Origin of the sequence: Mesorhizobium sp. M0048 (assembly GCF_040323405.1) — a bacterium.
Taxonomy (GTDB): Bacteria; Pseudomonadota; Alphaproteobacteria; order Rhizobiales; family Rhizobiaceae; genus Mesorhizobium.
Genome location: NZ_JAMYUV010000004.1, coordinates 223435 through 247946, shown reverse-complemented (window position 1 = coordinate 247946; position 24512 = coordinate 223435). Strand labels below are relative to the sequence as shown.

Sequence of the window (24512 nt, the reverse complement as noted above, 5' to 3'; positions counted from 1 at the left end):
GACGTCGCGTAGGGTTGGCCCTTACCAGCGCAATGTGGGCAAAAGGTGACAGGTTTTTTACTCAAACCTAACGCATTTCGGTGGGCGCATTGGCTCCGATCAGCGTCAGGCCGGACGTCAAAACGTCCGAAACAGCCTGCACCAGCCCTAGTCTGGCATGCGTCAATTGTCGGTCGTTAACCTTAACAAAACGTAAGTCGGGATTGTCGGTGCCCCGGTTCCAGTGTCCGTGGAAGCTGGAAGCGAGTTCGTAGAGGTAAAATGCCAGCCGGTGGGGCTCGAGCGCGAGGGCCGCGGCTTCGATCAGCCGAGGATATTCGGCGAGCTTCCTAATCAGGCCGATCTCACCCTCGTCGGTCAGCAAAGCCACTTCGGCGGCCAGCTGGTTGCGGTCGAACATGGCCTCGCCCAATTGCTCGCTCGCCTGCCGGAACACCGAATGGCAGCGCGCCGAGGCATACTGCACGTAGAATACCGGATTATCCTTCGACTGCTCGGTCACCTTGGCGAAGTCGAAGTCGAGCGGCGCGTCGTTCTTGCGATAGAGCATCATGAAGCGGATCGGGTCGCGGCCGACCTCCTCGACCACTTCGCGCAAGGTCACGAACTCGCCCGACCGCTTCGACATGCGCACCGGCTCGCCGGCGCGAAACAGCCTCACCAGCTGGCAAAGCAGCACGGTAAGCTTGACCTCGTCGCCGGCAATCGCCCGGGCAAGCGCTTCCAGCCGTTTCACATAGCCGCCATGATCGGCGCCAAGCACATAAATCAGATCGACGAAACCGCGATCGACCTTGTCCTTGAGGTAAGCGACATCGGCGGCGAAATAGGTGAAGGTGCCGTCCGACTTGACCAGCGCCCGATCCATGTCGTCTCCGACTGCGGTCGAGCGGAACAGCGTCTGCTCGCGGTCCTCCCAGTCGTCCGGCTTCTCGCCTTTGGGCGGCGGCAGCTTGCCCTTGTAGATGTGCCCCTTCAGCGTCAGGTCGTTGATCGCCGAGCGGATCTTCTTCGCATTGTTGGCATGCAGCGTCCGCTCGGAGAAGAAGACGTCGTGATGCACGTTGAGCAGCGCCAGATCCTCGCGGATCATCGCCATCATCGCATCAATCGTCCTGTCCTTGACGATGGCAAGCGCCTCCTCGTCCGGCATCTGCAGCAGGGAGCGGCCGAATTCGCTGGCCAGCGCTTGACCAACGGGGATCAGATAGTCGCCTGGATAAAGCCCGGCCGGAATGTCGCCGATCTCATCGCCAAGCGCCTCGCGGTAGCGCAGCATAACCGAGCGTCCGAGCACGTCGATCTGCGAACCGGCATCGTTGATGACATATTCCTTGGTCACGTCGTAACCGGCGAAGGCCATCAGATTGGCGAGCGCGTCGCCGACCACGGCACCTCGGCAATGGCCGACATGCATCGGCCCGGTCGGGTTGGCCGAGACATATTCGACATTGGTTTTCTTGCCGCCGCCGATCGTCGAGCGGCCGTAATTGCGGCCTTCGCCGAGCAGCGCCGTCAGATGCGCCTGCCAGAAGCCGTCCTTGAGCCTGAGATTGACGAAGCCCGGGCCGGCGATCTCGGCGGCCGCGATATCCTCGTCGGCGCGCAGCGCCTCAGCCAGCCTTTCGGCCAGCGCGCGCGGATTCTGGCCGGTCGGCTTGGCCAACACCATGGCAGCGTTGGTCGCGAGGTCGCCATGGCTGGCATCGCGCGGCGGCTCGACAGCTATGCGCGACAGGTCCGGCGACGCGCCATCCTTGTCTTTCAAATCAAGCGCTTCGACGGCCTTTATGATTCGCTCGTTGAAATCGGCGAAGATGTTCATTGCTGTGGCTCTGACGGTTTTGCAGGGGTCCGGCTCGCTGGCCGGCAAAATCGAGCCCGCCCTAGCTCAAATCCGGCGTATGGTCAAACAAACGCCTGTGTTCCTTGAGCGCATAAGTGTCCGTCATGCCGGCCAGGAAATCGGCAACACTGCGCGCTTTGACGCGGTCCTCAGCCCGGTCGAGCCCTTCGCGCCAGCCATCCGGCATGGCGCGCGGATCGGCGAAATAGACGTCGAACAGGTCTCGGACGATCTGGTCGGCCTCGGCGCGCACCCGCATGACGTCCGCGTGCCGGTAGAGATGCTTGTAAAGAAAGGCCTTCAGCTCCTTTTCCCATACGGCCGTCTCGGCGGAGAAGCTCACCATCGTCTCGCAGGCCGCCCTTACCGCTTCGGCGCTGTCAGGCTTGATGCGCGCCAGATTGGCCGTTGTCGAGACGATCACGTCCTCGACCATGATGGTGATCTGCCGGCGCATCAGCTCGTGGCCGGTGCGTACGTCATCGAGCGCCGGATAGCGCTGACGCACGCCCTTGAGGATCGACCCCGGCAGCGAAACGCCCTCCAGCATATCGAGCGTCAACAGCCCTGCCCTCAGCCCGTCATCGATGTCGTGGGTGTTGTAGGCGATGTCGTCGGCAATCGCCGCGCACTGCGCCTCGATACCGGCGAAGCGGTCGAGCTCGAGGTCGTGCAGTTCGGAATAGTCGCGGATTGCCTGCGGCACCGGCCCCTTCAGCCCTTTGCCCTTGGCATCGGTCAGTGGGCCATTGTGCTTGACCAGCCCCTCCAGCGTTTCCCAGGTGAGATTCAGCCCATCGAACTCGGCATAGCGCCGCTCCAGCCGCGTCACCACACGCAGCGACTGCGCATTGTGGTCGAATCCGCCCCAGGCGGCCATCTTCTCATTCAGCGCGTCCTCGCCGGTATGGCCGAAGGGCGTGTGGCCGAAGTCGTGCACCAGGGCCACCGCCTCGGCCAGGTCCTCGTCGCCGCGCAGCGCCCGCGCCAGAGCGCGTGCGATTTGCGCGACCTCGATCGAATGCGTCAGCCTCGTGCGGTAATGGTCGCCTTCGTGTGCGACGAACACTTGCGTCTTGTGCTTCAGCCGGCGGAACGCCGTCGAATGGATGATGCGGTCGCGGTCGCGCTGGAACGGCGTGCGCGTCGGGCTTTCCACCTCGTCGAACAACCGCCCGCGCGACTTTGCCGGGTCGCTGGCATAGGCCGCGCGCGGCCGATAGCCGAATCCGATGTCGCCCAACTCGTTGGTCATAGCGTATGCCGCAGTTGACTTGCCCCGTCGCGCTTCATACCTATCATACGAAACCGAATGCAAGGTGACGCCCATGGGCGCTGATGCCAAGACTGCCATGAAAGTCGAGATGACCGACGCCGCCGCCAGGCGAATTGCCAAGATTGTGGCGAGCGAAGCCGGTAAGACGGCGCTGCGCGTTTCGGTCGAGGGCGGCGGCTGTTCCGGCTTTTCCTACAAGTTCGATCTGGTCGACAGGCGCAATGATGACGACGTCGCCATCGAAAAGGACGGCGCCACCGTACTTATCGACGACCTGTCGCTGGTCTACATGGGCGGCTCGGTAATCGATTTCGTCGACGATCTGATGGGCCAGTCGTTCCAGATCAGAAACCCCAATGCGGTCGCATCCTGCGGCTGCGGCACCAGCTTCAGTATTTGAAAATATGAAGCCGCTCCTCGAGGGCCTTGAGGATCCGATGACGGTCCTTGTCGTCCGCGAGATAGAAGCAATTTCCGATGTCGATATCGTTGGTTGGGCCAACCGTCACAAGGTAGCTCGGGTCTACTCAGACGATGCTGACTATGTGCAGCTCGTGCGGTGCAATCCGCGGAATGCTGTTAATCTTGCGGAAGCTCATGGTCATTTGAGGTCGCTGATCGCGCGGTATTTTCCCGATTTCAACGACAAGTCCGATGAAGCCAAGGAAATAGCACGTAAGCTGCTCCTTCGACGCATTCGGACTTACCTTGACAGCGACCTGGAACCCTTTCAGGTCTGCCGCATGGTCTCCCCTATCGAGCAGAAATACGACTTCCCGGTTTGGCTTGGCTGCCTCTTTGATGCCTGTGATTGGATGCACGAAAGCACGACGCGCGAGCAGGCATTGCATCTGCGGCAGGCAATTGAACAAATACTTGCGGAAAATGCCGAGCGCCAACCTTTCGGGAGCGAATGAACATGGGCCGCATAGGCGCGGTCCGTCAGGTCGCGCTTTCCGCCGGGCGCGACCTCGATGCGACGCTGGCGTTCTGGCGCGAAGTGCTCGGCATGAGCCTGCACGCGCGTTTCGACCCGCCGGGCATCGCCTTCATCCTGGCCGGTGACGTGCGCCTGCTTTTCACCGACGGCCTGTCGGCCGGCACCGTCTATCTCGATATATCGGGCCTCGAAGAATTCCACGCTTCGGCAAAGGCCGCCGGCATCCCCTTCACCGCGCCGCCGGCGCTCGTTCATCGCGACACCGAAGGCCTGTTCGGCCAGGCCGGGGAAAGCGAATGGATGGCCTTCCTAAAGGACCCGGCAGGCAATACGATCGGCCTTGTCGAACGTCATCCACCGGATCGCTAGTCTCCGGATCACCAGCCTATCGAGGCCGCCATGAAAATCGTCACCTGGAACATCAACGGCGTTCGCGCCCGCATCGGCAATTTGACCCACTGGCTGACGGAAAGCGCGCCCGACATCGCCTGCCTGCAGGAGATCAAGACGGTCGACGAGCAGTTTCCTCGCGCCGAGATCGAGGCGCTCGGTTACAATGTCGAGACTTACGGCCAAAAAGGCTTCAACGGCGTCGCTATCCTGTCGAAGCTGCGTTTCGATGAGGTCAATCGCGGCTTGCCGGGCGACGATGCCGACGAACAGGCGCGTTTCATCGAGGGCGTGTTCTCGACCGACAAGGGCGCCTTGCGCGTTGCCTCGATCTATCTGCCGAACGGCAACCCGATCGACGACGAGAAGAAGTTCTCCTACAAGCTTTCCTGGATGGCGCGACTTGAGCGCTGGGCTGAGGAGCGGCTTGCTCTGGAAGAGCCGCTGGTCCTGGCCGGCGACTACAATGTCATCCCCGAGCCAATCGACGCGAAATATCCGGAAAACTGGCTAAGCGATGCACTGTTCCAGCCCGCGACGCGGCAGGCGTTCCGGCGGCTGAAGAATCTCGGCTTCACCGAAGCCGTGCGTGCCGTCACCGACTCCGCGGACGTCTTTACGTTCTGGGACTATCAGGCCGGCGCCTGGCAGAAGAACAACGGCATCCGCATCGACCATTTGCTTCTGTCGCCCGAAGCCGCCAACTGGTTTTCCTCGGCTTCGATCGAGAAGCAGGTGCGCGCCTGGGAAAAACCCTCCGACCACGTGCCGGTGGCGATCGATCTGGCGCTGCGGCCAGCCTGACGGGACCTGCCGTCCGGCGGCACATTGATAAGTTGACCTCTTATCGCCACAAATCGCGCGCTTGATGCGAAATCATCATGGTGGCTGGGGTTCCCATGACTACTCGATTTGCACTCTGCCCGATTGGCTGCGCGCTTGCGATGGCGGTGGCGACGCCGGCTTTTGCCGATGCAGAGTGCCTTGCCAACGGCAAATCATTCCAGATCGGCCGGGTCGCCTGTCTGACGCCTGCCGGCCAAAGCTACCTCGCCCGTTGCGAGATGGTGCTCAACAACACGTCCTGGACAAAGCAGCGGGATGGATGCCCGGAGGACACGCCGGCCCCGCATTTGCAAGGCACACCGATCTCAACGCCGGCGCCCAGCGGCATGCCGGCGGAACCGAACGAGAATTGATCTCAAAACGGAATTTCTGCCGGCCTACTGGTCGCCGCCACCCTTGGTGAGGATGTCGTCGGCCAGCGAGATCGCGGTGCGGCGGTCGGCTTCGCCGGCGGCGGCAAACGCTTCTTCCTGCATGCCACGGATCCATGGCTGGTCGGCAGGTGAGGCCCGTTCGAGCGCCGCGGTCATCATCGCCAGCCCTCGCACGATCTTGCCGCTTTGGAAGAGCAGATTGCCGAGCGTCGCCTGCGCGCCCGCATGGCCCTTTTCGGCCGCCAGCTGGAACCAGCGTCCTGCCTGCTTGACGCTGGCCTTGACGCCGCCCTCACCCTTGAGGAACATCTGGCCCATCTCGAACTGGGCATTCGGATTGCGGTAGTTGGCGGCGGCACGCATGTAATATTCCTGGGCCGCCACCTCGTTCTCCTCGACGGGGCTGCCGGGAATGCCCTTCCTCAGATAGTCGCCAAGCGCCACCAATGCGTCCGAAACATAGCTTTCCTCGGGCGAACCGGGCTCGACATCCTGGTCGACGATCTCTGAGAAGAACTTGAACGCCGCGTAGTCGTCTCGCGCCACGCCATCGCCTTCGGCATACATGCGCGCAAGCTTCCAGGTGGCGCCGATCTGGCCGTTCTCGGCGGCATATTTATAGGCTTCCGCGGCCTGCTCCTTATGGCCGTTCTTGTAGGCGGAAAAGCCGAACTGGAACACCGCCCACGGGCTCGACTGCGGCTTCACGCCGGTCTTGTCGTCGAACACCTTGTCGTCAAAGGCCATGGCCTGGCCGACGGCGCCCAAGGTCGCGCCAAACGTGGCGAGCGCGACCATTGCCGAAAGGACAGACGACCTCAACAACTCAGATGTCCGCATAGCAGTGTGTTTCTTTGGCACCGCCGGGATGGGTGACCGCGCCGTCGCGGGCAGATCCGACCGTCTGTGCGTATTTCCAGATCGCGCCCGATTGATAGTCGGTCGTGCGCGCCTTCCATGCCTTTGCCCTCGCCGCCAGTTCGGCTTTGGACAATGCAACCTCGATCGTGCCGTTCACCGCATCGATCGAGATCAAGTCGCCATCCCTAAGCAGCCCGATCGGGCCGCCCACTGCCGCTTCCGGCCCGACATGGCCGATGCAGAAACCGCGCGTTGCGCCCGAAAAACGCCCGTCGGTGATGAGCGCCACCTTGCCGCCCATGCCCTGGCCGTAGAGAGCCGCCGTCGTCGACAGCATTTCGCGCATGCCCGGGCCGCCGCGCGGACCCTCGTAGCGGATGACGAGAACCTCGCCTTCCCTATAGTTGCGATGCGTAACCGCTTCGAAACATTCCTCTTCCGAATCGAAGCAGCGCGCCGGACCCGAGAATTTCAGCTCCGTCATGCCGGCGACCTTCACGATCGCGCCTTCGGGGGCAAGGTTACCCTTCAAGCCCACGACCCCGCCGGTCTGGGTAATCGGCCTGTTGGCGGGACGGACCACATCCTGGCTGTCATTCCAGGAAACATGTTCCATATTTTCGGCCAAAGTGCGGCCAGTCACCGTCAGGCAATCGCCATGAAGGTAGCCATGGTCGAGCAGCGTCTTCATCAAGAGCGGAATGCCGCCGGCCTCGAACATGTCCTTGGCGACGTACTTGCCGCCCGGCTTGAGGTCGGCGATGTAGGGTGTCTTCTCAAATATCCTGGCCACGTCGAAAAGATCGAACTTTATCCCGGCCTCGTGCGCGATCGCCGGCAGATGCAGCGCCGCGTTGGTCGAGCCGCCGGTGGCCGAGACCACGGTCGCGGCATTTTCCAACGCTTCCATGGTAACGATGTCGCGCGGGCGGATGTTCCTTGCGATCAGCTCCATGATCTTTTCGCCGGAAGCGAAATTGAAGCGGTCACGCATCTCGTAGGGTGCAGGCGCGCCGCAGGAATAGGGCAGCGCCAGGCCGATGGCCTCAGCGACGGTGGCCATGGTGTTGGCGGTGAACTGGGCGCCGCAGGAGCCGGCCGAAGGACAGGCGGCTTGCTCGATCTCGAGCAGCTCGGCGTCGCTGATGGTGCCGACCGAGTGCTGGCCCACCGCCTCGAACACGTCCTGCACGGTGATCTGCCGGCCACGGTAGCTGCCGGGCAGGATCGAGCCGCCATAGATGAAGATCGACGGTACGTTGAGGCGCACCATGGCCATCATCATGCCGGGCAGCGACTTGTCGCAACCGGCCAATCCAACCAGCGCATCGTAGCAATGGCCGCGCATGGTGAGTTCGACCGAGTCGGCGATGACCTCGCGCGACACCAGCGACGACTTCATGCCCTGATGGCCCATGGCGATGCCGTCGGTGACGGTGATGGTGCAGAATTCGCGTGGCGTGCCGTTGGCCGCCGCCACGCCCTTTTTGACCACTTGCGCCTGGCGCATCAGCGAGATGTTGCAGGGTGCGGCTTCGTTCCAGCAGCTGGCGACACCGACCAGCGGCTGCGCGATCTCGGCCGCCGACAGCCCCATAGCATAGAGGTAGGAGCGATGCGGCGCCCGCTCGGGACCAACGGTCACGTGGCGGCTCGGCAGCTTGGCCTTGGAGATCGCTCTGGTGTCCATACTCGTCCTTGCCGCGGGCGGTGCGGCCTGCCTCTTCGCCTAGCCTTTTGGCGCGTGTCCCGAGACAAATTCGAGGTGCGCCGCGTTTATGGCGGGAAATGGGCAATGTTCCCGGGCGGCCGGGTGGCGCGAGGGTTGTTCAGAAACTGTTGCCAAAACGTCACAATTACAGGAGCGAACATCTTGGGGGCAATTGTTGCGCCGCCGAATGCCGGACGAGCGCCGAACGAACCGACCGGGCAGTGCCCGGCCGTTTTGTCGTTTAAAAATCCGTAGTTAGAACTTGATCTTAACGGAAGCCGAACCGGCGAGAAGCAGGTCGTTGTCGTAAGTGTAGGTGACGGCATTTGCCTCGTCGCCGACACCGCTGAAAGTCGATGACCCGCTCGTCAGCACACCGATCGAGCCGCCGAGCCTGACCTCGATCTGGTCGTTCGGCGAATAGGAGACGCCGCTGGCCACGGCCCAGGTATCCGACTGATAGCCGGAGGTCGTCGAGGTGCCGCGATCCCAGGTCAGCGAAACCACGCCCGACAATTGATCGGTGAACTTGTGACCGATGCCGCCGGTGACCGTCCAGCCGTCGCGATAAAGCAGATCGAATGAAACGGGCGAGGGAGCACCGGTTACCGGACTGCGCACGCCATTGATGGCAATGACGCCAAGCTTGCTCCACTCCTGCCAGCGGACGGAACCAAAGGCCAGCCAGCCAGGAGCTATGCCGCTCTGCAGCTTGAATTCCAGAGCTTGAGGTATCTCAGCCGACGCCGAGACTGGGTACACGCCGGTAGAGCCGGGAATCAGATCCGCTGGAAAGGCGCCCCTGAAGCCGGTCGTGTCGACGGTTCCCGACAGCCCGTCATATTTGTAGCTCGAAGAGTACATTAGGCTGGCGCGCAGAGCGATCTCGGGGATCTCATAGGCTGCGCCTGCACGCCAACCCCATGCCTCGTCGGATAGTTTGAAGACGCCGAGGCCGGTATTGCCGAAGGCGAGCAGTGTCTGACGGGAAAGAAACGCGTCTACCTGCTGGTAGGAGACACCGCCGATGAATCGTATGGCGCCTTTGCCGACGTTCACCTTATAGGAGCAGGTGAGACCGAAATCGTCTGTGTCGACGGCGTATTTGACCGCTGTCGGCGAATAGGCGTTGTTCAGGCCGAAATTCGCGTCCGCACCATACGGTCTCGTATAGGTGGCAAGACAGTCTACGGGCTCAAAGATGTTGGCTTTGATACCGACATGCGGCACCGCATAATCGCCACCAACGTCCACCGCCGATGTCGACAAACCCGAGCCATCGAGACGCTGCACATTCTTGAGTTTGCGCTGTGGCGAAACATAGGTGACGCCCGCATCGAACGAATATGGCGCCGCGTCGAACAGCTGGTCGATGTTGACGCCGCCCCGGTCAAAGCCCCCGGCTTGCACCGTCCCAGCAAAAGCCAGCGAAAAAGCCCCCGCGCCCAGCAGCACTTTCAGACGCGAACAACACATGAATCTCCTCCCCGAAATGTCCTTGCATCAAGCTAGAACCAATTCAGGTTAACGGCGCAACAACGAATTCGCCGTGCGTACATGTATACCTTGGCGGACCGCATTTCCGACAAGGTGTCGGCCTTCTTACCGAGGCAGGAAAATGGCCGCCTCAATGCAAATCGACGAGAAAACTTGGTAAAACCGCCTAAATCACCAGGGAACAGGGAATTTTGCCTGCCCAGCCGGCCATTGTTACATTATGGCAACAATGGGGCAAAAACATTCAGTTTGCCTCAAGATTTACGCTGCGGAATGCCTGTTTTCGTGGCAGGCGGCCTAGCTGGAAAGCAGATTCGTGACCGGCGAATCTATTGCGGCCAGCCGGCCCGGTTTGTTTGATCAGCCCGCATCGCGCACCCGCGCCAATGCCACCGAAAGCTTCTCTTGCGCCTCGCGATATTCGGCGAGTTTTTCACGCTCGGCCTCCACTACCTCTTCCGGCGCGTTGGCGACGAATTTCTCGTTGGACAGCTTCTTGTAGAGCCGCGCTATTTCCTCGGTCACCTTGGCAAGCTCCTTGTGCAGGCGCGCTGCCTCGGCGGCAAGGTCGATCAGGCTGCCGAGCGGCAGGCAGATGGTCGCCTCGTTGACGACGATCTGGGCGGATCCCCTGGGTGGCGCCTCCGCTAGCGAGATGTCGCCGACCCGCGCCAGACGCTTGATGGCCGAGCCCTGACGCTCGAGCCTTTCGCGCGTCGTTTCGTTGGCGCCGATCACCACGAGCGGTGCGATCGCCGCCGGCGGCACGTTCATCTCCGAACGCACCGAGCGGATGCCGGAGACGAGATCGACCAGCCAGTTAATATCGGCGGCGGCCGCCTCGTCCTCGAAGTCGGGCGACGGCCAAGCCGCATGACAAAGCAGCGACGGCCGTTGCCTGCCCTCGCCGGCGGTTTCGGCCCACAGTTCTTCGGTCATGAACGGCATCATCGGATGCAGCAGCTTGTAGATCTCGTCCAGCACGAAGGCCACGCATGCCCTGCTCTCGGCCTTGGCGGCCTCGTCGGCGCCCATGAACACCGGCTTCAGCAGTTCCAGATACCAGTCGCAGAACTGGTTCCAGACGAACCGGTAGGCAGCACCCGCCGCCTCGTTGAAGCGATACGAGGTGATGCCGTCGGTTATGTCGCGCGCGGCTCGCGTCAGCTCCGTCAGGATCCAGCGGTTGACCGCCAGCTTGGCGTCCTGCAGCCAGAAATCGTCGTCGCGCGCCACTTCGTTCATCTCGGCGAAGCGCGTCGCGTTCCACAGCTTGGTGCCGAAATTGCGATAACCTGCAATGCGGGCCGGATCGAGCTTAACGTCGCGCCCTTGCGCTGCCATCACCGTCAAGGTGAAGCGCAGCGCATCGGCGCCGTATTCGTCGATGAGCTCGAGCGGATCGATGACGTTGCCTTTCGACTTCGACATCTTCTGCCCGTTCTTGTCGCGAACCAACGCATGGACATAGACGGTATGAAACGGCTCCTGATCCATGAAATGCAGGCCCATCATCATCATGCGGGCGACCCAGAAGAAGATGATGTCAAAACCGGTCACCAGCACGTCGGTCGGGTAATAGGTCTTCAGCTCCGGCGTCTGATCCGGCCAGCCAAGCGTCGAGAACGGCCACAGCGCCGACGAGAACCATGTATCGAGCACGTCCTCGTCGCGGGTCAGGATCTCGCCAGGCTGGAAATTCTCGAGCTTGTCCTCGACCCAGGCCTTCCACGGCCCTTCCAGCGCCAGATAATATTCGACGGCGGCACCGAGTGCCTCTTCCTCGGTCTTTTCGACAAAGACATGCCCGTCCGGCCCATACCAGGCAGGGATCTGGTGGCCCCACCAGAGCTGGCGCGAAATGCACCAGGGCTGGATGTTCTCCATCCAGTCGAAATAGGTCTTTTCCCAGTTTTTGGGCACGAAATTGGTACGGCTCTCGCGCACCGAGGCGATCGCCGGCTTGGCCAGTTCCGCCGCATTGACATACCATTGGTCGGTCAGAAACGGCTCGATCGGCACGCCGCCGCGGTCGCCGTGCGGCACCGTGTGGCGATGCGGCTCGACCTTCTCGAGAAAGCCGCCCGCCTCCATCAACTCGACGATCTTCTTGCGCGCATCGAAACGGTCCAGGCCGTCGAGGCTGTCCCATACGGCCTGGTGCTCCGGCGTCACTTCCAGCCCGGCGAGAAAGTCCTCATTGTCCTTGAGGCTCACCGCCGCATTGACGGCGAGGATGTTGACCGCCGGCAGCCGGTGGCGCTTGCCGACCTCGAAATCGTTGAAGTCATGCGCCGGCGTGATCTTGACCGCACCGCTGCCTTTTTCAGGATCGGAATACTCGTCCGCGACCACCGGGATCCTGCGGCCGACGATCGGCAGGATGAGTTTCTTGCCGACAAGATGCCGGAAACGCTCGTCGTCGGGGTGGACTGCGACAGCCGTATCGCCCAGCATCGTCTCCGGCCGGGTCGTCGCAACGGTGATGAAGGTCTTCGGATTTTCCGGATCGAAGGTCATGCCTTCGACCGGATAGCGGAAGTGCCAGAGGTTGCCGTTGACTTCCTGCTGCTCGACCTCGAGATCCGAGATGGCGGTCAACAGCTTCGGGTCCCAGTTCACAAGGCGCTTGTCCTTGTAGATCAGCCCTTCCTTGTAGAGCGTCACGAACACTTCGAGCACGGCCTTGGACAGGCCCTCGTCCATGGTGAAGCGCTCCCGGCTCCAGTCGGCCGAGGCCCCGAGCCGCTTCAGCTGGTTGAGGATGGCGCCGCCGGATTCTGCCTTCCACTCCCACACCTTGTCGATGAACTCATCGCGCGTCAGGTCGCGGCGGTGGATCTGCTTTTCCATCAGCTGGCGCTCGACCACCATCTGCGTGGCGATGCCGGCATGATCCATCCCCGGCTGCCACAGCACGTTCTTGCCGCGCATGCGCTCGAAGCGCACCAGAATGTCCTGCAGCGTGTTGTTGAGCGCGTGGCCCATATGCAGCGAGCCGGTGACGTTCGGCGGCGGGATGACGATCGTGAAGGCTTCAGCCCCCTCCTCGGCCCCGGCGCCGGCCCGAAACGCGTCGGCCTCTTCCCAGATCCTGGCAATCTTCGGCTCGACGGCTTTGGCGTCGTAGGTCTTTTCGAGCATGGGAAAACGGTCCGCGCTGTCCGGAATCTGTGGTCCGGTGTAAATCGGAAGGTTGTTGCCAAGTCAACCGCAACGGCGGCATGGCCAATAGATAGCGCCGGGATGGTTCGGTGCAACTCGCGCAACTGAATGTTGCAAGGCAATCGCTTCAGGTTTGCGCCGCCCTCATTGCCCTGCCGGGCATTTCTCCTCGTATGGTGACGGGGAGAAAGACGCCTGTACCGAAGCTTTCGCCAATCACAAACGTTGCGGAAAAGGCGCCCCAGGTTGCGGCCAATCCCTTCTCCCGCTCACTATGCGGGGAGAAGGTGCCGGCAAGGCGGATGAGGGGCAGCGCCGACTTCGACAATTCGCCGGTCGAGCCGCCTATCGGCGGCGTTTCCTCCGAACTGCTATTGTGCGCCGCGCGCGACGCGCTCGATTTCCTCGCGCACCAGCCGCTCGACCAGCGTCGGCAGGTTGTTGTCCAGCCAGTCCTGCAGCATGGGCCGCAGCATCTCTTCAGCCATCTCGTCGAAGGTCTTCTTGCTGCGGCTGGCAAACGCGTCGGAAAGCTCGCCGAAGGCGGCGGCAACCTGCCGGCCCGTATGCTCCGAAAGGATCGCCGGGCGTGCGGGCGGCGGCTCGCTCGCCGCCGGACGCGCCAATCCGACTTTCGAAGATTCCGGGCCGATTTTCGAAGATTCCAGGTCGATTTTCGAAGGTTCCGGGCCGAGTTCCGAAGGTTGCGGGCCGCCCTCCGAAAGCTCCGGCCCAATTTCCGAATGCTCCGGCGCAGGTCCAGCAGTCGCCTCGTCCTCGAAAACCTCGGCTTTCGGCTCGGCGTCCGGCGTCCGGGGTGGCTCGGCGCGCTCCGGCTTGGCCATCGCGTCGCCGACCGCGGCGATCTCGCGCCGCCAATCGGCAATGATGGTGTCGGTCGTCTCGCCAGCGTTGGCCATCGCAGGCCGATCCGGCTTTGCAGCCGGTGCGGGAGCGGCGTTCACCTCAGCCAGCGTCACCGGTGCTTTTACCGGGCCGGGGCGGAGCGGCGTTTCCAGGCGCTCAATAACCGGTGCGGCCGTTGGCTGCACCTCGGCCCGCGTGGCCGGCTTGGCGATCTCCAGTCCGCCGCGCAGTTCGGAGCGGAACGCATCCGCCTCTGCTGTGCGTCCGGCTGCCGGTGCCGGTTGCAGATCCTGGCGCAGCTCGTCCGCTTCGCCCGGCTGCTTGCGGCCGGTATCGCTGTCCTCGATGATCCTTCTGATGGAAGCCAGTATCTCTTCCATGGAAGGTTCGCGCTGTACGCTGCTCGCCGTCGCCATCGTCACATCCGCCGCCCTTGTGACTGGTTCTCAGATTTCCTGTCCGGCAATGCCGGATTCGAATCATGGCAACAGCGTAACCGACGGAACGCCTTGCGAGAATCCCCAATCTGGCGACATCTCGGATTTCAACAGATTAGGGTCGGGAGTTGGAGCCCGCGCGTCGTTCGAGCGCGGGCTGAAAGCACGGCCTGGCGATCAGCGGCCGTCCGGCGTGCGCAGGCCGATCCACTTGTCCTTGACGGCGTCGTAATGCTCTTCCGGCCTGTACTTCGTCACGTTGAGAGCAAGGCGGTCTGCCGACAAATGGCCAACCGCCGAGAGGATGGCATAGCTTGCCACCACCACATCGCGTTCGGCGCTGACAAGATTGATCTTGGCGGTGATGAGGGTCGCCTGCGCGTTGAGCACGTCGAGCGTGGTGCGCTGGCCGACATTGCGCTCCTCGATGACGCCGTTCAGGGCAAGCTGTGCGGCTGCGACCACCTGCCGATTGGCCGTGACGCTTTGCTGCGCGGCGGTGTATTGCGACCATGCGGAGGTCACAGCCTGGCGCACGGTGTCGCGGCTGACATCGACCTCGATACGGGCCTGGCTAAGTGATTCCTTTGATTGGCGAACCAGTGCCGAAGTGCGGCCGCCGGAATATATCGGTATCGTCAGTGTCGCGCCGATGTTCGCCGAATTGGTTACGCCATCCTGTGTCGAGGAGAGCGAGCCCGGCGCGGTGCCGCGAATGGCACTCGAAACACCCGCCGACGCCGAGAGCTGCGGCAGCAGCGCGCCTTCGGCAGACTTCACCGAAAACGCCGCCGCGTCGACCAGATGCGCGGTGGCGAGGATGGCCGGATGCTCGGCCGATGCGATCGCGATCGCCGCATCGAGGCTCGACGGCAACAGCTTCGACACCGGCGCAGCCGGCCTGAGCTTGCCCGGCTCGTCGCCGACGACCTGGCGATAGGTCGCAGCACTTGCCAGCGCCGTGGCGCGGGCGGCACTCAACTGCGCCACCGCGGAGGCGCGCTGGGCGTCGGCTTGCGCGACGTCGGTGCGCGTACCTTCGCCGACCTCGAAGCGCGAACGCGCCGCACGCGCCTGCTCGGTCAGGAATTGCAGGTTCTGTTCGGTCAGCACGGCGACCTGACGGTCGCGGATAACGTCCATATAGGCACTTGCCGCGTTGAAGAGAGTGTTTTCTTCGGCGTTGCGCAGGCTTTCGAACGAAGCGCGGACCCGCGATTCGGCGGCCGCCACATTGTTCCTGGTCTGAAAACCGTCAAACAGCGTCTGATCGATCTCGACGCCGAAGTTGCCGGTGGTTATCGAGATGTTTCGGTGCAACCGGTTGCTGTGGCTGGCGGTATAATCAATACTTCCGGAACCGGTGATGGTCGGGCGGTAGCCGGACTTGGCAATAGCAACGCCCTCGTCGGTGACGCGGGCGCCGGCGCGCGAAGAATTAAGCGAGGAATTGTTCTGGTAGGCTTTTGACAGCGCCCCGAGAATGGTTTCGGCCGAGGCGGCCAATGGAGAAAGCGCGGTCGCCGAAACGAGGACGGCGGTAAAAAGCAACTTGCGTACAGACGGCACGTTATATTCCCTCATTCGTTTTGCACGGGAACTGCGCCACGCTGGCTTCTCCTTCTGATCAGCCGGCGCCGCGTTTTTTATCGTTCCCCCGCTGAAAGCCCCAGAAACGCCCGGTTATGCAGATCAGCAACGATTGTTCAAACGCAAGCGATCATGACAACGCCTTCGCTGCAAGGCAAAATCACTCAGAATTCGAAGGCGGGAATGCGTTCGAATCCCGGTAGTGGCTTAATTGCCGCATTAAATGCGCGTCTTCCCGTTACAACCCCCCCAGTCTTAAAAAAAAGCCGGGCTACGCCCGAATTGCCCTGCCCTTCAACGGCGACGAGTCGGCCGCCTTCGGCAAGCTGGTCGAACAGCGCCGCCGGCACCTCGCCGACGCTGCCACCGATCAAGATGACGTCGTAAGGCCCATTGGCGGCATGGCCTTGCGGCAACGGTCCCTGGACCACGGTGACATTGCCGGAACCCAGCGCAGCAAGCGTCGAAGTGGCGGTCTCGGCCAGCGCCGGATCGCTTTCCAGCGCGACGACGGACCTTGCCAGCCGCGACAGGATCGCCGCCGCATAGCCGGTGCCGCAGCCGACATCGAGTGCCGAATCGCTTGGGCCGATATCGGCCAGCTGCATCAGCTTGGCCAATGGCGACGGTTCCATCAGATAGCGCGGACCATCGGCCGTATAGGCAATGCGGATGTCCTCGTCGATATAGGCAAGGTCACGCTGGCCGGGGGCAACAAAGGCCTCGCGCGGCACGACAAGCATAGCCTCGAGCAGCGGTGCGCTGGTCACGTCGGTGGTGCGGATCTGGCCGTCGACCATCTTCACCCGGCGTTCGGCAAAATCAGCGCTCATGTTCCAACCATCCGCTTGCCGCGCAAAGGCCGCGGCTGTTTCGACCGGAACTGAAGCCCCCTGGCGCTGACGCGCGGGAGCTCGGGCATTGGAGGCCTCGCCCGGAATCGAACCGGGGTGCAAGGATTTGCAGTCCTCTGCGTAACCACTCCGCCACGAGGCCTCATTGCTCCCGGCGTTCCACCCGGCTCCAATAGGTTGCGGCGAAAATGCCGTCAAGCGGCCACCATGCATTCCCAACGGTTCTTCCGACATCGAGGCTCTGCTTATCAATGCAATGCCATGCTAGCAATAACATATTAGCTTATCGTTAAGGATGATCCTCGGCGACAGGAACCCGAAACCGGCGGCCACGTTGGGCAGAAAGGAGGGTTCCGCCATGGGTCGAGCAGCTACGAAAGACGGCACACCGCGCGGATTGTCGCAGTCTGCAGAGCTTGTGCGCTATGCCATCGACCGCCTCAGCATAGAAGGCGCAAACAGCCTGCCGCCGCGCGACCGGGCGCGGCTGGCATCGGCTACCGCCGTTCTCAAGGAGCTTTGCGAACGTCTGGAGAGCTGCTTCGACCAACCTCGGTAAACGTATGGGCGGAGGACGCCGCTAGCCGACATATGGCAGGCTGGCGGCCGTCAGCGGGGCAATCTCAGTCAGGCCGGCGCCGTCGCTCCCACCAGACGACGAAGCGGCGCCGATGACGACGCACTAGGGCAAATTCGTAGGAGAGCACCAGCAGTCCGATCGGTACCATCCAGAAACCCAGGATCGGCAGGAAGCCGAGAATGCCGCCGATGATCAGCACAACGCCGATCGCAATCCTGAGGCCGCGCGAGCGCGGCATGGTGAACTGGCGGCCGAAGACCGAGATTTTCCGGGCCGGTGGCTGTTCGTCGCTCATTGCCGTCATGTGAAATGTCGATCCGTTTGCATCAGTAGCACCATCAGCCGGAGAAAGCCGCAACGGCCTTTTCTGTTCCGTGACAGGCGAGAGACAGCTCATATGAGGGCGCTCGCCGGCCATTGCCAGCAAGCCCTGCGCCAAAAAGCACCGAAAAAATGCGAAATGCTTCTTTGCAAAGCCGAAACGGGTTTGCTATAGGCTGCCCCACTCACGCAAGAGCCTCTGTTCCCCGGTAGCTCAGTGGTAGAGCAACCGGCTGTTAACCGGTTGGTCGCTGGTTCGAATCCGGCCCGGGGAGCCACTTAATCCAGAAAAGTCTTGAAACCCAAGGATTGCAAGGGTTTCCGCTTCCCCAGAGATACACCGCGAGATACACTGCGGGGTACCTTGAGCTATGAAGATCGACGTGAAGCACATCCAGAAACGTGGCCTTGCCGGCTGGCGCTATCGGCGCAAAATCCCAAAGAAACTTCAGGCCGCTGCGGGCAAGTTGGAAATCCTCGTTCCGCTCGGGGCTACCGAACACCAAGCTCTAAAGGCGTACCCCAAGGTGCATGCCCGGGCAGAGCAGCAGTTGCGCCTTTGGTCACAGCCGCACCGAGTCTCGCAAGGCGGTGGCCATGACAACGTGCCCTCCCCGACCGCGTTTGAGCAATTCAGGCGGAGCCGTTCGCAGCTCAGGGCGCTTAATCTAGATCCCGAGTGGAGCGGCCCCGAGGATGAGGATGATCCGGAGGCGCTCGCACGTGAGGTGATCGCTGAGCAGATTGCAGGGAAGTACCCCGTGGACCCTGATGGCAATCCTGTCGGCATTGCAGTGGAAGACCGCGCCCTCCTCCATGCGCTTCTGCTCAGCCAGCGCCAACAGCGGCCCGATCCAACTCTCGAAGACGCCAAGCGCCTTTATCTCAAGGAGCGTGTCGGGGACGACGAAACGAAGCAAATGGAGCTTGATCGGGTCTTCAAGCTGGTCGGCGAAGCACTTGGCAAGGACCGCAAACTGTCCAGCCTCAAGCGCGAAGACGCCAAGGAAGTCCGTGACCACATGCTCGACGGTCGCAAGGCGTCTTCTGTGGACCGCTATCTGAACGTCGTCCGCGCGGTGATAAACCATGCTGTCAGGGAGTTTGACCTGGCCGGCGTCATCAACCCATTCATGAATTTGGAAGCTGCGCCGAAGGACAAGGCCGAGCCCGATAAGGACAAGCGCCGCCCCTTCACGCAGGCCGAGGTCACAGCCATAACCGCCCGCATCGCGTACCATGCGAAGGCAGACCTTCAACACATCTGGGCAATCCTAAATGGTACCGGATGCCGCCTCGCCGAGGTCTCAGGTCTTCGTGTTGCGGACGTCCATCTTGACCACGCCATTCCGCACATCACGGTCGAGTGGCACGACGACCGACGCATTAAGAACAAGGTTTCTCGGCGAAATGTGCCGCTGATAGGTGGCGCGCTGGACGCTGCAAAGGAAGCCGTCAAAGCTGCCGGCAGCGCAACGATGCTCTTTCCGACCTACGGGCGTCCCAAAGGCGCGTCCTCAGCGTCTGCCGCCTTGGGCAAGCACGTTCGGGCTTGTGTGACCGATCCGAAGGCCACAACCCATTCGCTTCGGCATCTCATGAAGGACCGATTGAGATTGGCCGGGGTCACCAACTCGGACCAAGACATTGTGCTGGGTCACTCCTCGGGCAGCGTTGGGGAGGACTACGGGGGTGACGAGGCGCGGCTTGAGGTCGCCAGACGGGCGCTTGAGAAGGCACTTGCCTGACCCAAACGTGTTGCGTCGTGGCAACAAATCGGCCCTACCCGCAACTTTTTTCGTGTCACATGTCACAGGATTTTTCCCACATCTGTGGCATGGATTGCTGCAAGTCCCTGAAATCACTGATGCGCGCAAGGGATGTTAGATCCAGTGCGTCTACCAAATAGCTGTTTTTGCTGGTATTTTCTGCTTGCGATAGGCTGATCTCGCTGGCATCTATGCATCACCAAACGACATCGTTGTCATGACGGGACCGGGGACACTCCCCGGCGCAGGGGACCTTTGTGCCCCGTACAGCGGAACCAAAGGCCAGACCGGGGAGGAACCGGGCGGCTCCAGCATCGGGACAACCCCGAGCAAGGCGACTAATCCCGTGAAAGTCCGGGGTCTGGGGGCTTCCTATCGACGGATAGCCAGACACAAAGGCAAAGACCTAAACCCACAATTATCAACCCGCCGCGGGGACTGCGGGCAGCGCACGGGCCCGGGCGATGCCGAATCGCTAGAAGCCGTCACGCAGATCACCTTTCCGCACGGACCGTCCATGCCGGGGCCGAAGTGCCGTTGCTGTAGGAACAAGGCCGCAACAGACGCGGCATCTGAACCATAGGCTACAGACCCGCCCCCTGCACTTGAGCCATGCCCTCGTTTCCTGTCTCCATGAGGGTCCGGAGTGTCCGGCCGGTGATTTGAGGTTCATCGAGGGGTAAATGCATCGCGGGCCCTAGCATCGCGCCAAACGCATGCCGCTCGCCTGAAAAGCTCCGACTGACGGCACCACGAATGACCGCTCCTTGGGCGCCAAAAATAGGCGCTCCGCTCATTTTGCCGGGAATTTTTGCGTTGAAATCGAAGCAGGGTCCCGGGGTGGATACGTCTTTCTGCAAATGGTTCTCGGGAAATACTCGCATCACTTCACCTACAGAGACGAAAAGGTCCATTTCGAACTCTTTGATGACCATTCCGCCCTTACCGTAGTCTAAGGGAATGTCGTTCATCTCCGCATAGCCCAGCGAGTACGCTGCTTCGCCCGGTATGAATGGGTTCAACGACAAACTCAGAGGTTGATGCGCAGCGCCGTGGGGCATCTCTGCGATTTTGCAGATCGCAATGTCCGTCGAGTACTCAAACCTATCCTTCTCATAGACGAGGGGACTTTCCTTCCAGCGGCCCCATAGCCAGTATTTCTGAAAGGAAAAGTACCTAAATCCACGCGTCCCGTAGGCAGGGCTATAGGGGACGATGACGCCGAAATTTAGCGCCTCTGCGAAGACCATTTGGTTCCCCTGTCGCGTCGCACCGTAGCCGCTGTCGAAGGGGTCCATAAGAATGTGGGCTGCGGTCATGACGTAGCCAGAGCAACTAATAACGGAACCGGTCCCGATACACCGAATAAAATCGTCGCCCTCCCTCCAGGCAACGACAGGAACGATACTCTGCTTCATGAGAAAGTCTGCGGGTCCAAAAGAAGCCAGAGCTTCATGTATGTTTCGGCTCGGGGTGGAGGTCAGAAGTTCAATGTTGCCCTCAAATGTGAAATAGTCAGAATCGAAACCCGGCTTAGGCGTCAATTCGAGACCTCTAAGATCAGTGACGCCCCACCGTCCATCTGATCGGCGTGACCACAATGATTTCAGTATTGAAATAGGTGGTGTAATCACCACTTTCTCGCCCCCCTATTTTGCTACCCCTTGCGTAGCCTCGGTTGTAAATCCGATTTCGGCCATTCCTATTCTTAGAACGGATACAGCACCGGCGTCAGTCCTGCCGAATGACCATCATAAGGGTGGATGTACGATTCCGAGATCTTCCAATTCGGCTTAGACGCCACTTGGAAGAAGTAGCCAAACTCTGAACGCCAACGAAATGCTTCCATTTGTCCAAATTGGGCGATCAGCATGACGGCGCAGGCAACGACAGCATCGACAGCGTGGGATAGCGTCCCTTCTTCAAAACTTCCCTCGCGATCATGTTTCACTGCGTTGTACGCCCGATACCAAGGGAGCGATTCCGTTGGACGGGCGCTGTCCCAACCCTCAAATGGTCTCACCTCCTTCATCCACGGATAGTATGGGAGCAAGATTCCAAACTCACCCAGGCGCATCGCATTTTGAAGCGCGACGTAGTTCTGCGTGGTGAATTTACCTGACTGCCCATTCGCCTCAAGCACACCACGCCAATGCATTTCCACTTCAGTGCACGCAAGAATGAGGAGGTTTCTTATCTCGTGCCCGTACACTTTGAAGTTTGACGGCGAACGGTGAACAGTTTGGCAAATGTCAGTTAGCTTGTGCGTGAGCGAGACTAGCTGCCCGCGCATGACCGCAAGCTGGGACTCTACGGTATTCGAACCCGGGCAATGGTAGACCGCATTTGGGCTACCAACATGCTGATCAACCACTCTAGACATGCGGGGATAGTACTGCCCCGGTTTGAGGTGTGTATGCTCAAAGGCGAAGGGTGCTGACTCTGGAATGAGTTGCGCCAATTTTGTCCCGACAGCATCGAAGACGTCGCGCCCTGACGGAACCACGACGTGCGCTGACTCGTGATTGAGCGGCTCAGGAATACCGATCCGTGTCGCGACTGTTCCATCGAAATGCCACATCCCTTGGCCCTTTCCGTCTTTGTCGGTGCATCCGAAATACCCGCTTGATTGCGCCATAGTCCCCCGCGAAATTCTATTGAGGACAATCTACATCAAATCCCCGATTCTGGCTCCATGAACTGAACCTACGGGGCATCCCCGAGGCTAGAGCGGGGATAGCAACGTCCCCTTCTCCTGGCCGCCGCCTCGAATGCTCTACGGGCATCCTGAGAGGGCATGTCTCCTGCCATGGCGGCCATGCAGGTCTCGACCGCCTGTTTCCATTTGGGGCCAAGCTTGGTCCACTGGAGCTGCTCGGCGGCGCCCTCGTCGTGGCTGAACCCCATAGCGGAGCCCAGGTCGATCCGCCTTGACGTACACCGGAGAGTTGAACCAGTGAAGAGCCATGAGGGGAAGCTAATAGAGGTCGGGAATGTTTGGCAGAAATTTCCGAGCGGGGGATTGGATAACTGGCTCGCGCGAAGCCCCCCGTGCCCCCCGGGCGCCACGTGCTGTTTCGGAATTGCTGGCGAGTTGGGTCATTGGGCCTTGCTCTTCGCCGCTGGTTTGGCGGGCATCGCACCTTCGATGGCTCCAAGCAGCATCTTTCCTATCGCATTAATCGTGCCCATAGATTTGGCCTTCGAAGGAACGCCTTTTCTGTCTAGGGACTTCATCAGCTTGTCGACATCAGCGTGATCGAAATCGATCACAACGTCGCTGTGCGCAAAACAGTTTCTAATCTTTCTGAGCCTGTGTAGCTGCGCCGCCGCACTCGGCTCGACCAGTCCAAGCGCGTGCGCAAGATGAATGCGCGAACTGAAAGTCGCAAGTCCACCCGTTCCTTTGAACAATGCGTCCTTGTTGGTTTTGTTCAGCCCGCTCATGTTCGCTGCCAGCAAGTCGAGCAACTTTTTGTCCAACATGCCACACAGCACAAGAACCTTCCCTGCCGATCCTGCCTTGAGATGCTCGGCAAAACTCAACGCAAATTTCTCACGCTGCTCCTCAGTCAGTCCATCAAAGAAGTTTTTGGCCGTCTTTGCCATGATAATCCCCCACGCCCTTCGTTGAGACTACCAGAGGGACTGCGCGCCTCCTAGCCATCCCATTTGGCCTTCGATGGAGACCGGCCTCATGGAAGATTTGGCCGCGCCTCCTTGACAGTCACAACGAACGTTGACGTTAGACAATGCTTCGGCCACCACCTTGTCAGGCACAACGCTTGAGCTGGACAAAGCCGTGAAACAGTACGTCATCTACACCCGCGTTTTGACGGACTGGCTTTGCGTTTCGTCCGTGCTTATGAAGCAGCTCGCTCACCAGCTGGTTGCAATTGCCGTTGGCGCAACTTTCTGATGTGAATGACCCGACCACTAGCTATGAAGGCGATTTCCGCGCCTTCGCGCGGACCGGCCGCCTGGAAGAAGGTGACCTTGCTTTCCGGCTCGATCATGATGATTTCGCGCAGATCAGTACCGGCGATCATAGCTTCGCGCACGAAGTGGGTCGCGCTCTCCTCCACGACGTCGCAACGGGTGCAGAGGCCTGCGGGCAGGAACAGGCGGGCGTCGCGCGCCTTGAGTTCCAGGCCCTGCCATATCTGCGCACGGGTCAGCTTGGTCTCGCCTCGGGGATTCACCGGAACGGTAGCGGTCGAGTAAATCGTGATATGTCTCCTGGACAGAACGTCGGTGATGGGCCTCAGCCGGCAATTGCGGCCGCATAGTCGCGATAGGAGCGCAACGGTCGGCCCAGCAGCGCGGTCAGCCGATCGACATCGCCGGCATCGGGGACCATGCCGTCCGTGAGGAAGCGCTCGGCCATCAGGCGCATGTCGAGCGCCATCCAGCTCGGCATGAACTGCCGCAGGTTCTGCTCGAAGCCGGCGGTGTCGTCGCCGGGATACGCGATATGTCGACCGAGGACGTCCGTCCAGATGGCTGCGACGTCCGTGCCAGTCAGCGTGTCGGGGCCGACCAGGTTGATGCGGTCGAACGGCAGCGGCGCCGCGGCCTGCTCGCGGCGGATGAGTTCGATCGCGGCGATCTCGCCGATGTCCCGCGCGTCGATCATGGCGATGCCCTTGGCTCCGATCGGCATCGGATAGATGCCGTAGCCGATCACCACGTCCTTGATCGTGATGTCGTTGTCCATGAAGTAGGCGGGCCGCAGGATGGTGGCGTTGAGCTCCATCTGCTCGATCATCCGCTCGACGCCGAACTTGCCCGCGAAATGCGGCACGTTGACGTAGAGATCGCTGTGGATCACCGACAGGTAGACGATCCGCTCGAGGCCGGCCTCGCGAGCAACGGCCAGCGCTACCAGCGCCTGGGTGTATTCGTCGGCCACCACCGCGTTCAGCAGGAAAAGGGTGGAGACGCCGGAGAACGCCTTGCGCAGGGAATCGACATCGAGCAGGTCGCCCTGCACGACATCTACGCCAGTGGGGAAATTGGCCTTCGAGGGATCGCGAACCAAAGCGCGCACATCGGCGCCACGCTTCACGAGCTGTTCGACTACGTTGCGGCCGACATTGCCGGTCGCGCCGGTAACGAGAATGGTCATGGGATTACTCCTGAGTTGAGCCGGATGGCGTCCCACAAAATTAGTGATCCACGTTTGTGT

At 61.1% G+C, this 24512-nt stretch carries 22 protein-coding genes, 2 tRNA genes and 1 pseudogene; 8 read left to right on the top strand and 17 right to left on the bottom strand.

Annotation, left to right across the window (positions count from 1 at the left end):
• Nucleotides 1–67: 67 nt before the first annotated feature.
• Nucleotides 68–1825 (bottom strand): arginine--tRNA ligase, encoded by a 1758-nt coding sequence (gene argS, locus NKJ84_RS06730; RefSeq protein ID WP_352505843.1) that lies wholly within the window; start codon nucleotides 1823–1825, stop codon nucleotides 68–70.
• 61 nt (nucleotides 1826–1886) lie between these two features.
• Nucleotides 1887–3101: a deoxyguanosinetriphosphate triphosphohydrolase gene (locus NKJ84_RS06725; protein WP_352505842.1), complete on the bottom strand. Its 1215-nt coding sequence runs from the start codon at nucleotides 3099–3101 to the stop codon at nucleotides 1887–1889.
• A 73-nt stretch (nucleotides 3102–3174) separates the two neighbouring features.
• Here NKJ84_RS06725 and erpA point away from each other — a divergent pair, with 73 nt between their 5' ends.
• From erpA to NKJ84_RS06700, 5 genes are all read left to right on the top strand, one after another.
• Nucleotides 3175–3522, top strand: a complete 348-nt coding sequence (erpA, locus tag NKJ84_RS06720) for an iron-sulfur cluster insertion protein ErpA (RefSeq protein WP_254818314.1) — start codon at nucleotides 3175–3177, stop codon at nucleotides 3520–3522.
• A 37-nt stretch (nucleotides 3523–3559) separates the two neighbouring features.
• Nucleotides 3560–4039, top strand: coding sequence for a hypothetical protein (locus tag NKJ84_RS06715; protein WP_352505841.1), 480 nt, complete (start codon nucleotides 3560–3562; stop codon nucleotides 4037–4039).
• A 2-nt stretch (nucleotides 4040–4041) separates the two neighbouring features.
• Entirely contained in the window at nucleotides 4042–4431 is a 390-nt protein-coding gene (locus NKJ84_RS06710) for a VOC family protein (protein ID WP_352505840.1), read from the top strand.
• Nucleotides 4432–4461: 30 nt separating this feature from the next.
• The gene (gene xth / locus NKJ84_RS06705) at nucleotides 4462–5256 is read left to right on the top strand and encodes an exodeoxyribonuclease III (protein ID WP_352505839.1); all 795 of its coding nucleotides are present in this window, start codon (nucleotides 4462–4464) and stop codon (nucleotides 5254–5256) included.
• Nucleotides 5257–5333: 77 nt separating this feature from the next.
• Complete coding sequence (locus NKJ84_RS06700) at nucleotides 5334–5651, top strand: hypothetical protein (RefSeq protein ID WP_254818311.1); 318 nt, start codon at nucleotides 5334–5336, stop codon at nucleotides 5649–5651.
• Nucleotides 5652–5675: 24 nt separating this feature from the next.
• Here the strand turns inward: NKJ84_RS06700 and NKJ84_RS06695 are convergent, their stop codons facing one another.
• From NKJ84_RS06695 to NKJ84_RS06660, 8 genes are all read right to left on the bottom strand, one after another.
• Nucleotides 5676–6512, bottom strand: coding sequence for a tetratricopeptide repeat protein (locus NKJ84_RS06695; RefSeq protein ID WP_352505838.1), 837 nt, complete (start codon nucleotides 6510–6512; stop codon nucleotides 5676–5678).
• Nucleotides 6499–8223, bottom strand: coding sequence for a dihydroxy-acid dehydratase (gene ilvD / locus NKJ84_RS06690; protein ID WP_352505837.1), 1725 nt, complete (start codon nucleotides 8221–8223; stop codon nucleotides 6499–6501). Before ilvD ends, NKJ84_RS06695 begins: the two co-directional genes overlap by 14 nt.
• 276 nt (nucleotides 8224–8499) lie before the next feature.
• Nucleotides 8500–9720: an OmpP1/FadL family transporter gene (locus NKJ84_RS06685; RefSeq protein WP_352505836.1), complete on the bottom strand. Its 1221-nt coding sequence runs from the start codon at nucleotides 9718–9720 to the stop codon at nucleotides 8500–8502.
• 381 nt (nucleotides 9721–10101) lie between these two features.
• Nucleotides 10102–12885: a valine--tRNA ligase gene (locus tag NKJ84_RS06680; RefSeq protein WP_352505835.1), complete on the bottom strand. Its 2784-nt coding sequence runs from the start codon at nucleotides 12883–12885 to the stop codon at nucleotides 10102–10104.
• Nucleotides 12886–13277: 392 nt separating this feature from the next.
• Nucleotides 13278–14189, bottom strand: a complete 912-nt coding sequence (locus NKJ84_RS06675; protein ID WP_352505834.1) for a DUF2497 domain-containing protein — start codon at nucleotides 14187–14189, stop codon at nucleotides 13278–13280.
• A 198-nt stretch (nucleotides 14190–14387) separates the two neighbouring features.
• Complete coding sequence (locus NKJ84_RS06670) at nucleotides 14388–15779, bottom strand: TolC family outer membrane protein (RefSeq protein WP_352505833.1); 1392 nt, start codon at nucleotides 15777–15779, stop codon at nucleotides 14388–14390.
• A 185-nt stretch (nucleotides 15780–15964) separates the two neighbouring features.
• The gene (locus tag NKJ84_RS06665) at nucleotides 15965–16633 is read right to left on the bottom strand and encodes a protein-L-isoaspartate O-methyltransferase family protein (RefSeq protein WP_352505832.1); all 669 of its coding nucleotides are present in this window, start codon (nucleotides 16631–16633) and stop codon (nucleotides 15965–15967) included.
• An 89-nt stretch (nucleotides 16634–16722) separates the two neighbouring features.
• A tRNA-Cys gene (locus tag NKJ84_RS06660) sits at nucleotides 16723–16796 on the bottom strand.
• A 216-nt stretch (nucleotides 16797–17012) separates the two neighbouring features.
• Here NKJ84_RS06660 and NKJ84_RS06655 point away from each other — a divergent pair.
• Nucleotides 17013–17213, top strand: a complete 201-nt coding sequence (locus tag NKJ84_RS06655) for a hypothetical protein (protein WP_352505831.1) — start codon at nucleotides 17013–17015, stop codon at nucleotides 17211–17213.
• 64 nt (nucleotides 17214–17277) lie between these two features.
• On the opposite strand, the gene NKJ84_RS06650 is transcribed toward NKJ84_RS06655, so the two are convergent.
• Complete coding sequence (locus tag NKJ84_RS06650; RefSeq protein ID WP_023676401.1) at nucleotides 17278–17538, bottom strand: hypothetical protein; 261 nt, start codon at nucleotides 17536–17538, stop codon at nucleotides 17278–17280.
• Nucleotides 17539–17758: 220 nt separating this feature from the next.
• Between NKJ84_RS06650 and NKJ84_RS06645 the strand changes: the two genes are divergently transcribed.
• Together NKJ84_RS06645 and NKJ84_RS06640 are read left to right on the top strand one after the other, a co-directional pair.
• A tRNA-Asn gene (locus tag NKJ84_RS06645) sits at nucleotides 17759–17833 on the top strand.
• Between the two features lie 93 nt (nucleotides 17834–17926).
• Entirely contained in the window at nucleotides 17927–19303 is a 1377-nt protein-coding gene (locus NKJ84_RS06640) for a tyrosine-type recombinase/integrase (protein WP_352505830.1), read from the top strand.
• 605 nt (nucleotides 19304–19908) lie between these two features.
• Here NKJ84_RS06640 and NKJ84_RS06635 read toward each other — a convergent pair.
• The 6 genes and pseudogenes from NKJ84_RS06635 to NKJ84_RS06610 all read right to left on the bottom strand — a co-directional run bounded on the left by NKJ84_RS06635 (nucleotide 19909) and on the right by NKJ84_RS06610 (nucleotide 24452).
• Nucleotides 19909–20742, bottom strand: coding sequence for a trypsin-like peptidase domain-containing protein (locus tag NKJ84_RS06635; protein WP_352505829.1), 834 nt, complete (start codon nucleotides 20740–20742; stop codon nucleotides 19909–19911).
• Nucleotides 20743–21032: 290 nt separating this feature from the next.
• A complete protein-coding gene (locus NKJ84_RS06630; RefSeq protein ID WP_352505828.1) occupies nucleotides 21033–21962 on the bottom strand; it encodes a hypothetical protein in 930 nt (309 codons plus the stop codon).
• Between the two features lie 68 nt (nucleotides 21963–22030).
• On the bottom strand, nucleotides 22031–22231 hold the full coding sequence (locus tag NKJ84_RS06625; protein WP_352505826.1) for a DUF982 domain-containing protein: 201 nt from the start codon (nucleotides 22229–22231) through the stop codon (nucleotides 22031–22033).
• Between the two features lie 192 nt (nucleotides 22232–22423).
• Nucleotides 22424–22933 (bottom strand): hypothetical protein, encoded by a 510-nt coding sequence (locus NKJ84_RS06620; protein ID WP_352505825.1) that lies wholly within the window; start codon nucleotides 22931–22933, stop codon nucleotides 22424–22426.
• A 341-nt stretch (nucleotides 22934–23274) separates the two neighbouring features.
• Nucleotides 23275–23556, bottom strand: a pseudogene (locus tag NKJ84_RS06615) (AtaL-like protein); the annotation flags it as partial.
• A 32-nt stretch (nucleotides 23557–23588) separates the two neighbouring features.
• Nucleotides 23589–24452, bottom strand: coding sequence for an SDR family oxidoreductase (locus tag NKJ84_RS06610; RefSeq protein ID WP_352505824.1), 864 nt, complete (start codon nucleotides 24450–24452; stop codon nucleotides 23589–23591).
• Nucleotides 24453–24512 lie beyond the last annotated feature (60 nt).

What these genes read in the sequence shown, in the direction of transcription:
- NKJ84_RS06650 (WP_023676401.1), bottom strand. Translation starts at nt 17,538, where the DNA reads ATGACGGCAATGAGCGACGAACAGCCACCGGCCCGGAAAATCTCGGTC.
- NKJ84_RS06665 (WP_352505832.1), bottom strand. Translation starts at nt 16,633, where the DNA reads ATGAGCGCTGATTTTGCCGAACGCCGGGTGAAGATGGTCGACGGCCAG.
- NKJ84_RS06625 (WP_352505826.1), bottom strand. Translation starts at nt 22,231, where the DNA reads ATGGGGTTCAGCCACGACGAGGGCGCCGCCGAGCAGCTCCAGTGGACC.
- NKJ84_RS06620 (WP_352505825.1), bottom strand. Translation starts at nt 22,933, where the DNA reads ATGGCAAAGACGGCCAAAAACTTCTTTGATGGACTGACTGAGGAGCAG.
- NKJ84_RS06610 (WP_352505824.1), bottom strand. Translation starts at nt 24,452, where the DNA reads ATGACCATTCTCGTTACCGGCGCGACCGGCAATGTCGGCCGCAACGTA.
- xth (WP_352505839.1), top strand. Translation starts at nt 4,462, where the DNA reads ATGAAAATCGTCACCTGGAACATCAACGGCGTTCGCGCCCGCATCGGC.
- NKJ84_RS06640 (WP_352505830.1), top strand. Translation starts at nt 17,927, where the DNA reads ATGAAGATCGACGTGAAGCACATCCAGAAACGTGGCCTTGCCGGCTGG.
- NKJ84_RS06700 (WP_254818311.1), top strand. Translation starts at nt 5,334, where the DNA reads ATGGTGGCTGGGGTTCCCATGACTACTCGATTTGCACTCTGCCCGATT.
- NKJ84_RS06680 (WP_352505835.1), bottom strand. Translation starts at nt 12,885, where the DNA reads ATGCTCGAAAAGACCTACGACGCCAAAGCCGTCGAGCCGAAGATTGCC.
- NKJ84_RS06630 (WP_352505828.1), bottom strand. Translation starts at nt 21,962, where the DNA reads ATGGCGCAATCAAGCGGGTATTTCGGATGCACCGACAAAGACGGAAAG.
- NKJ84_RS06725 (WP_352505842.1), bottom strand. Translation starts at nt 3,101, where the DNA reads ATGACCAACGAGTTGGGCGACATCGGATTCGGCTATCGGCCGCGCGCG.
- NKJ84_RS06685 (WP_352505836.1), bottom strand. Translation starts at nt 9,720, where the DNA reads ATGTGTTGTTCGCGTCTGAAAGTGCTGCTGGGCGCGGGGGCTTTTTCG.
- ilvD (WP_352505837.1), bottom strand. Translation starts at nt 8,223, where the DNA reads ATGGACACCAGAGCGATCTCCAAGGCCAAGCTGCCGAGCCGCCACGTG.
- NKJ84_RS06695 (WP_352505838.1), bottom strand. Translation starts at nt 6,512, where the DNA reads ATGCGGACATCTGAGTTGTTGAGGTCGTCTGTCCTTTCGGCAATGGTC.
- erpA (WP_254818314.1), top strand. Translation starts at nt 3,175, where the DNA reads ATGGGCGCTGATGCCAAGACTGCCATGAAAGTCGAGATGACCGACGCC.
- NKJ84_RS06715 (WP_352505841.1), top strand. Translation starts at nt 3,560, where the DNA reads ATGACGGTCCTTGTCGTCCGCGAGATAGAAGCAATTTCCGATGTCGAT.
- NKJ84_RS06710 (WP_352505840.1), top strand. Translation starts at nt 4,042, where the DNA reads ATGGGCCGCATAGGCGCGGTCCGTCAGGTCGCGCTTTCCGCCGGGCGC.
- NKJ84_RS06655 (WP_352505831.1), top strand. Translation starts at nt 17,013, where the DNA reads ATGGGTCGAGCAGCTACGAAAGACGGCACACCGCGCGGATTGTCGCAG.
- NKJ84_RS06635 (WP_352505829.1), bottom strand. Translation starts at nt 20,742, where the DNA reads ATGAAGCAGAGTATCGTTCCTGTCGTTGCCTGGAGGGAGGGCGACGAT.
- NKJ84_RS06675 (WP_352505834.1), bottom strand. Translation starts at nt 14,189, where the DNA reads ATGGCGACGGCGAGCAGCGTACAGCGCGAACCTTCCATGGAAGAGATA.
- argS (WP_352505843.1), bottom strand. Translation starts at nt 1,825, where the DNA reads ATGAACATCTTCGCCGATTTCAACGAGCGAATCATAAAGGCCGTCGAA.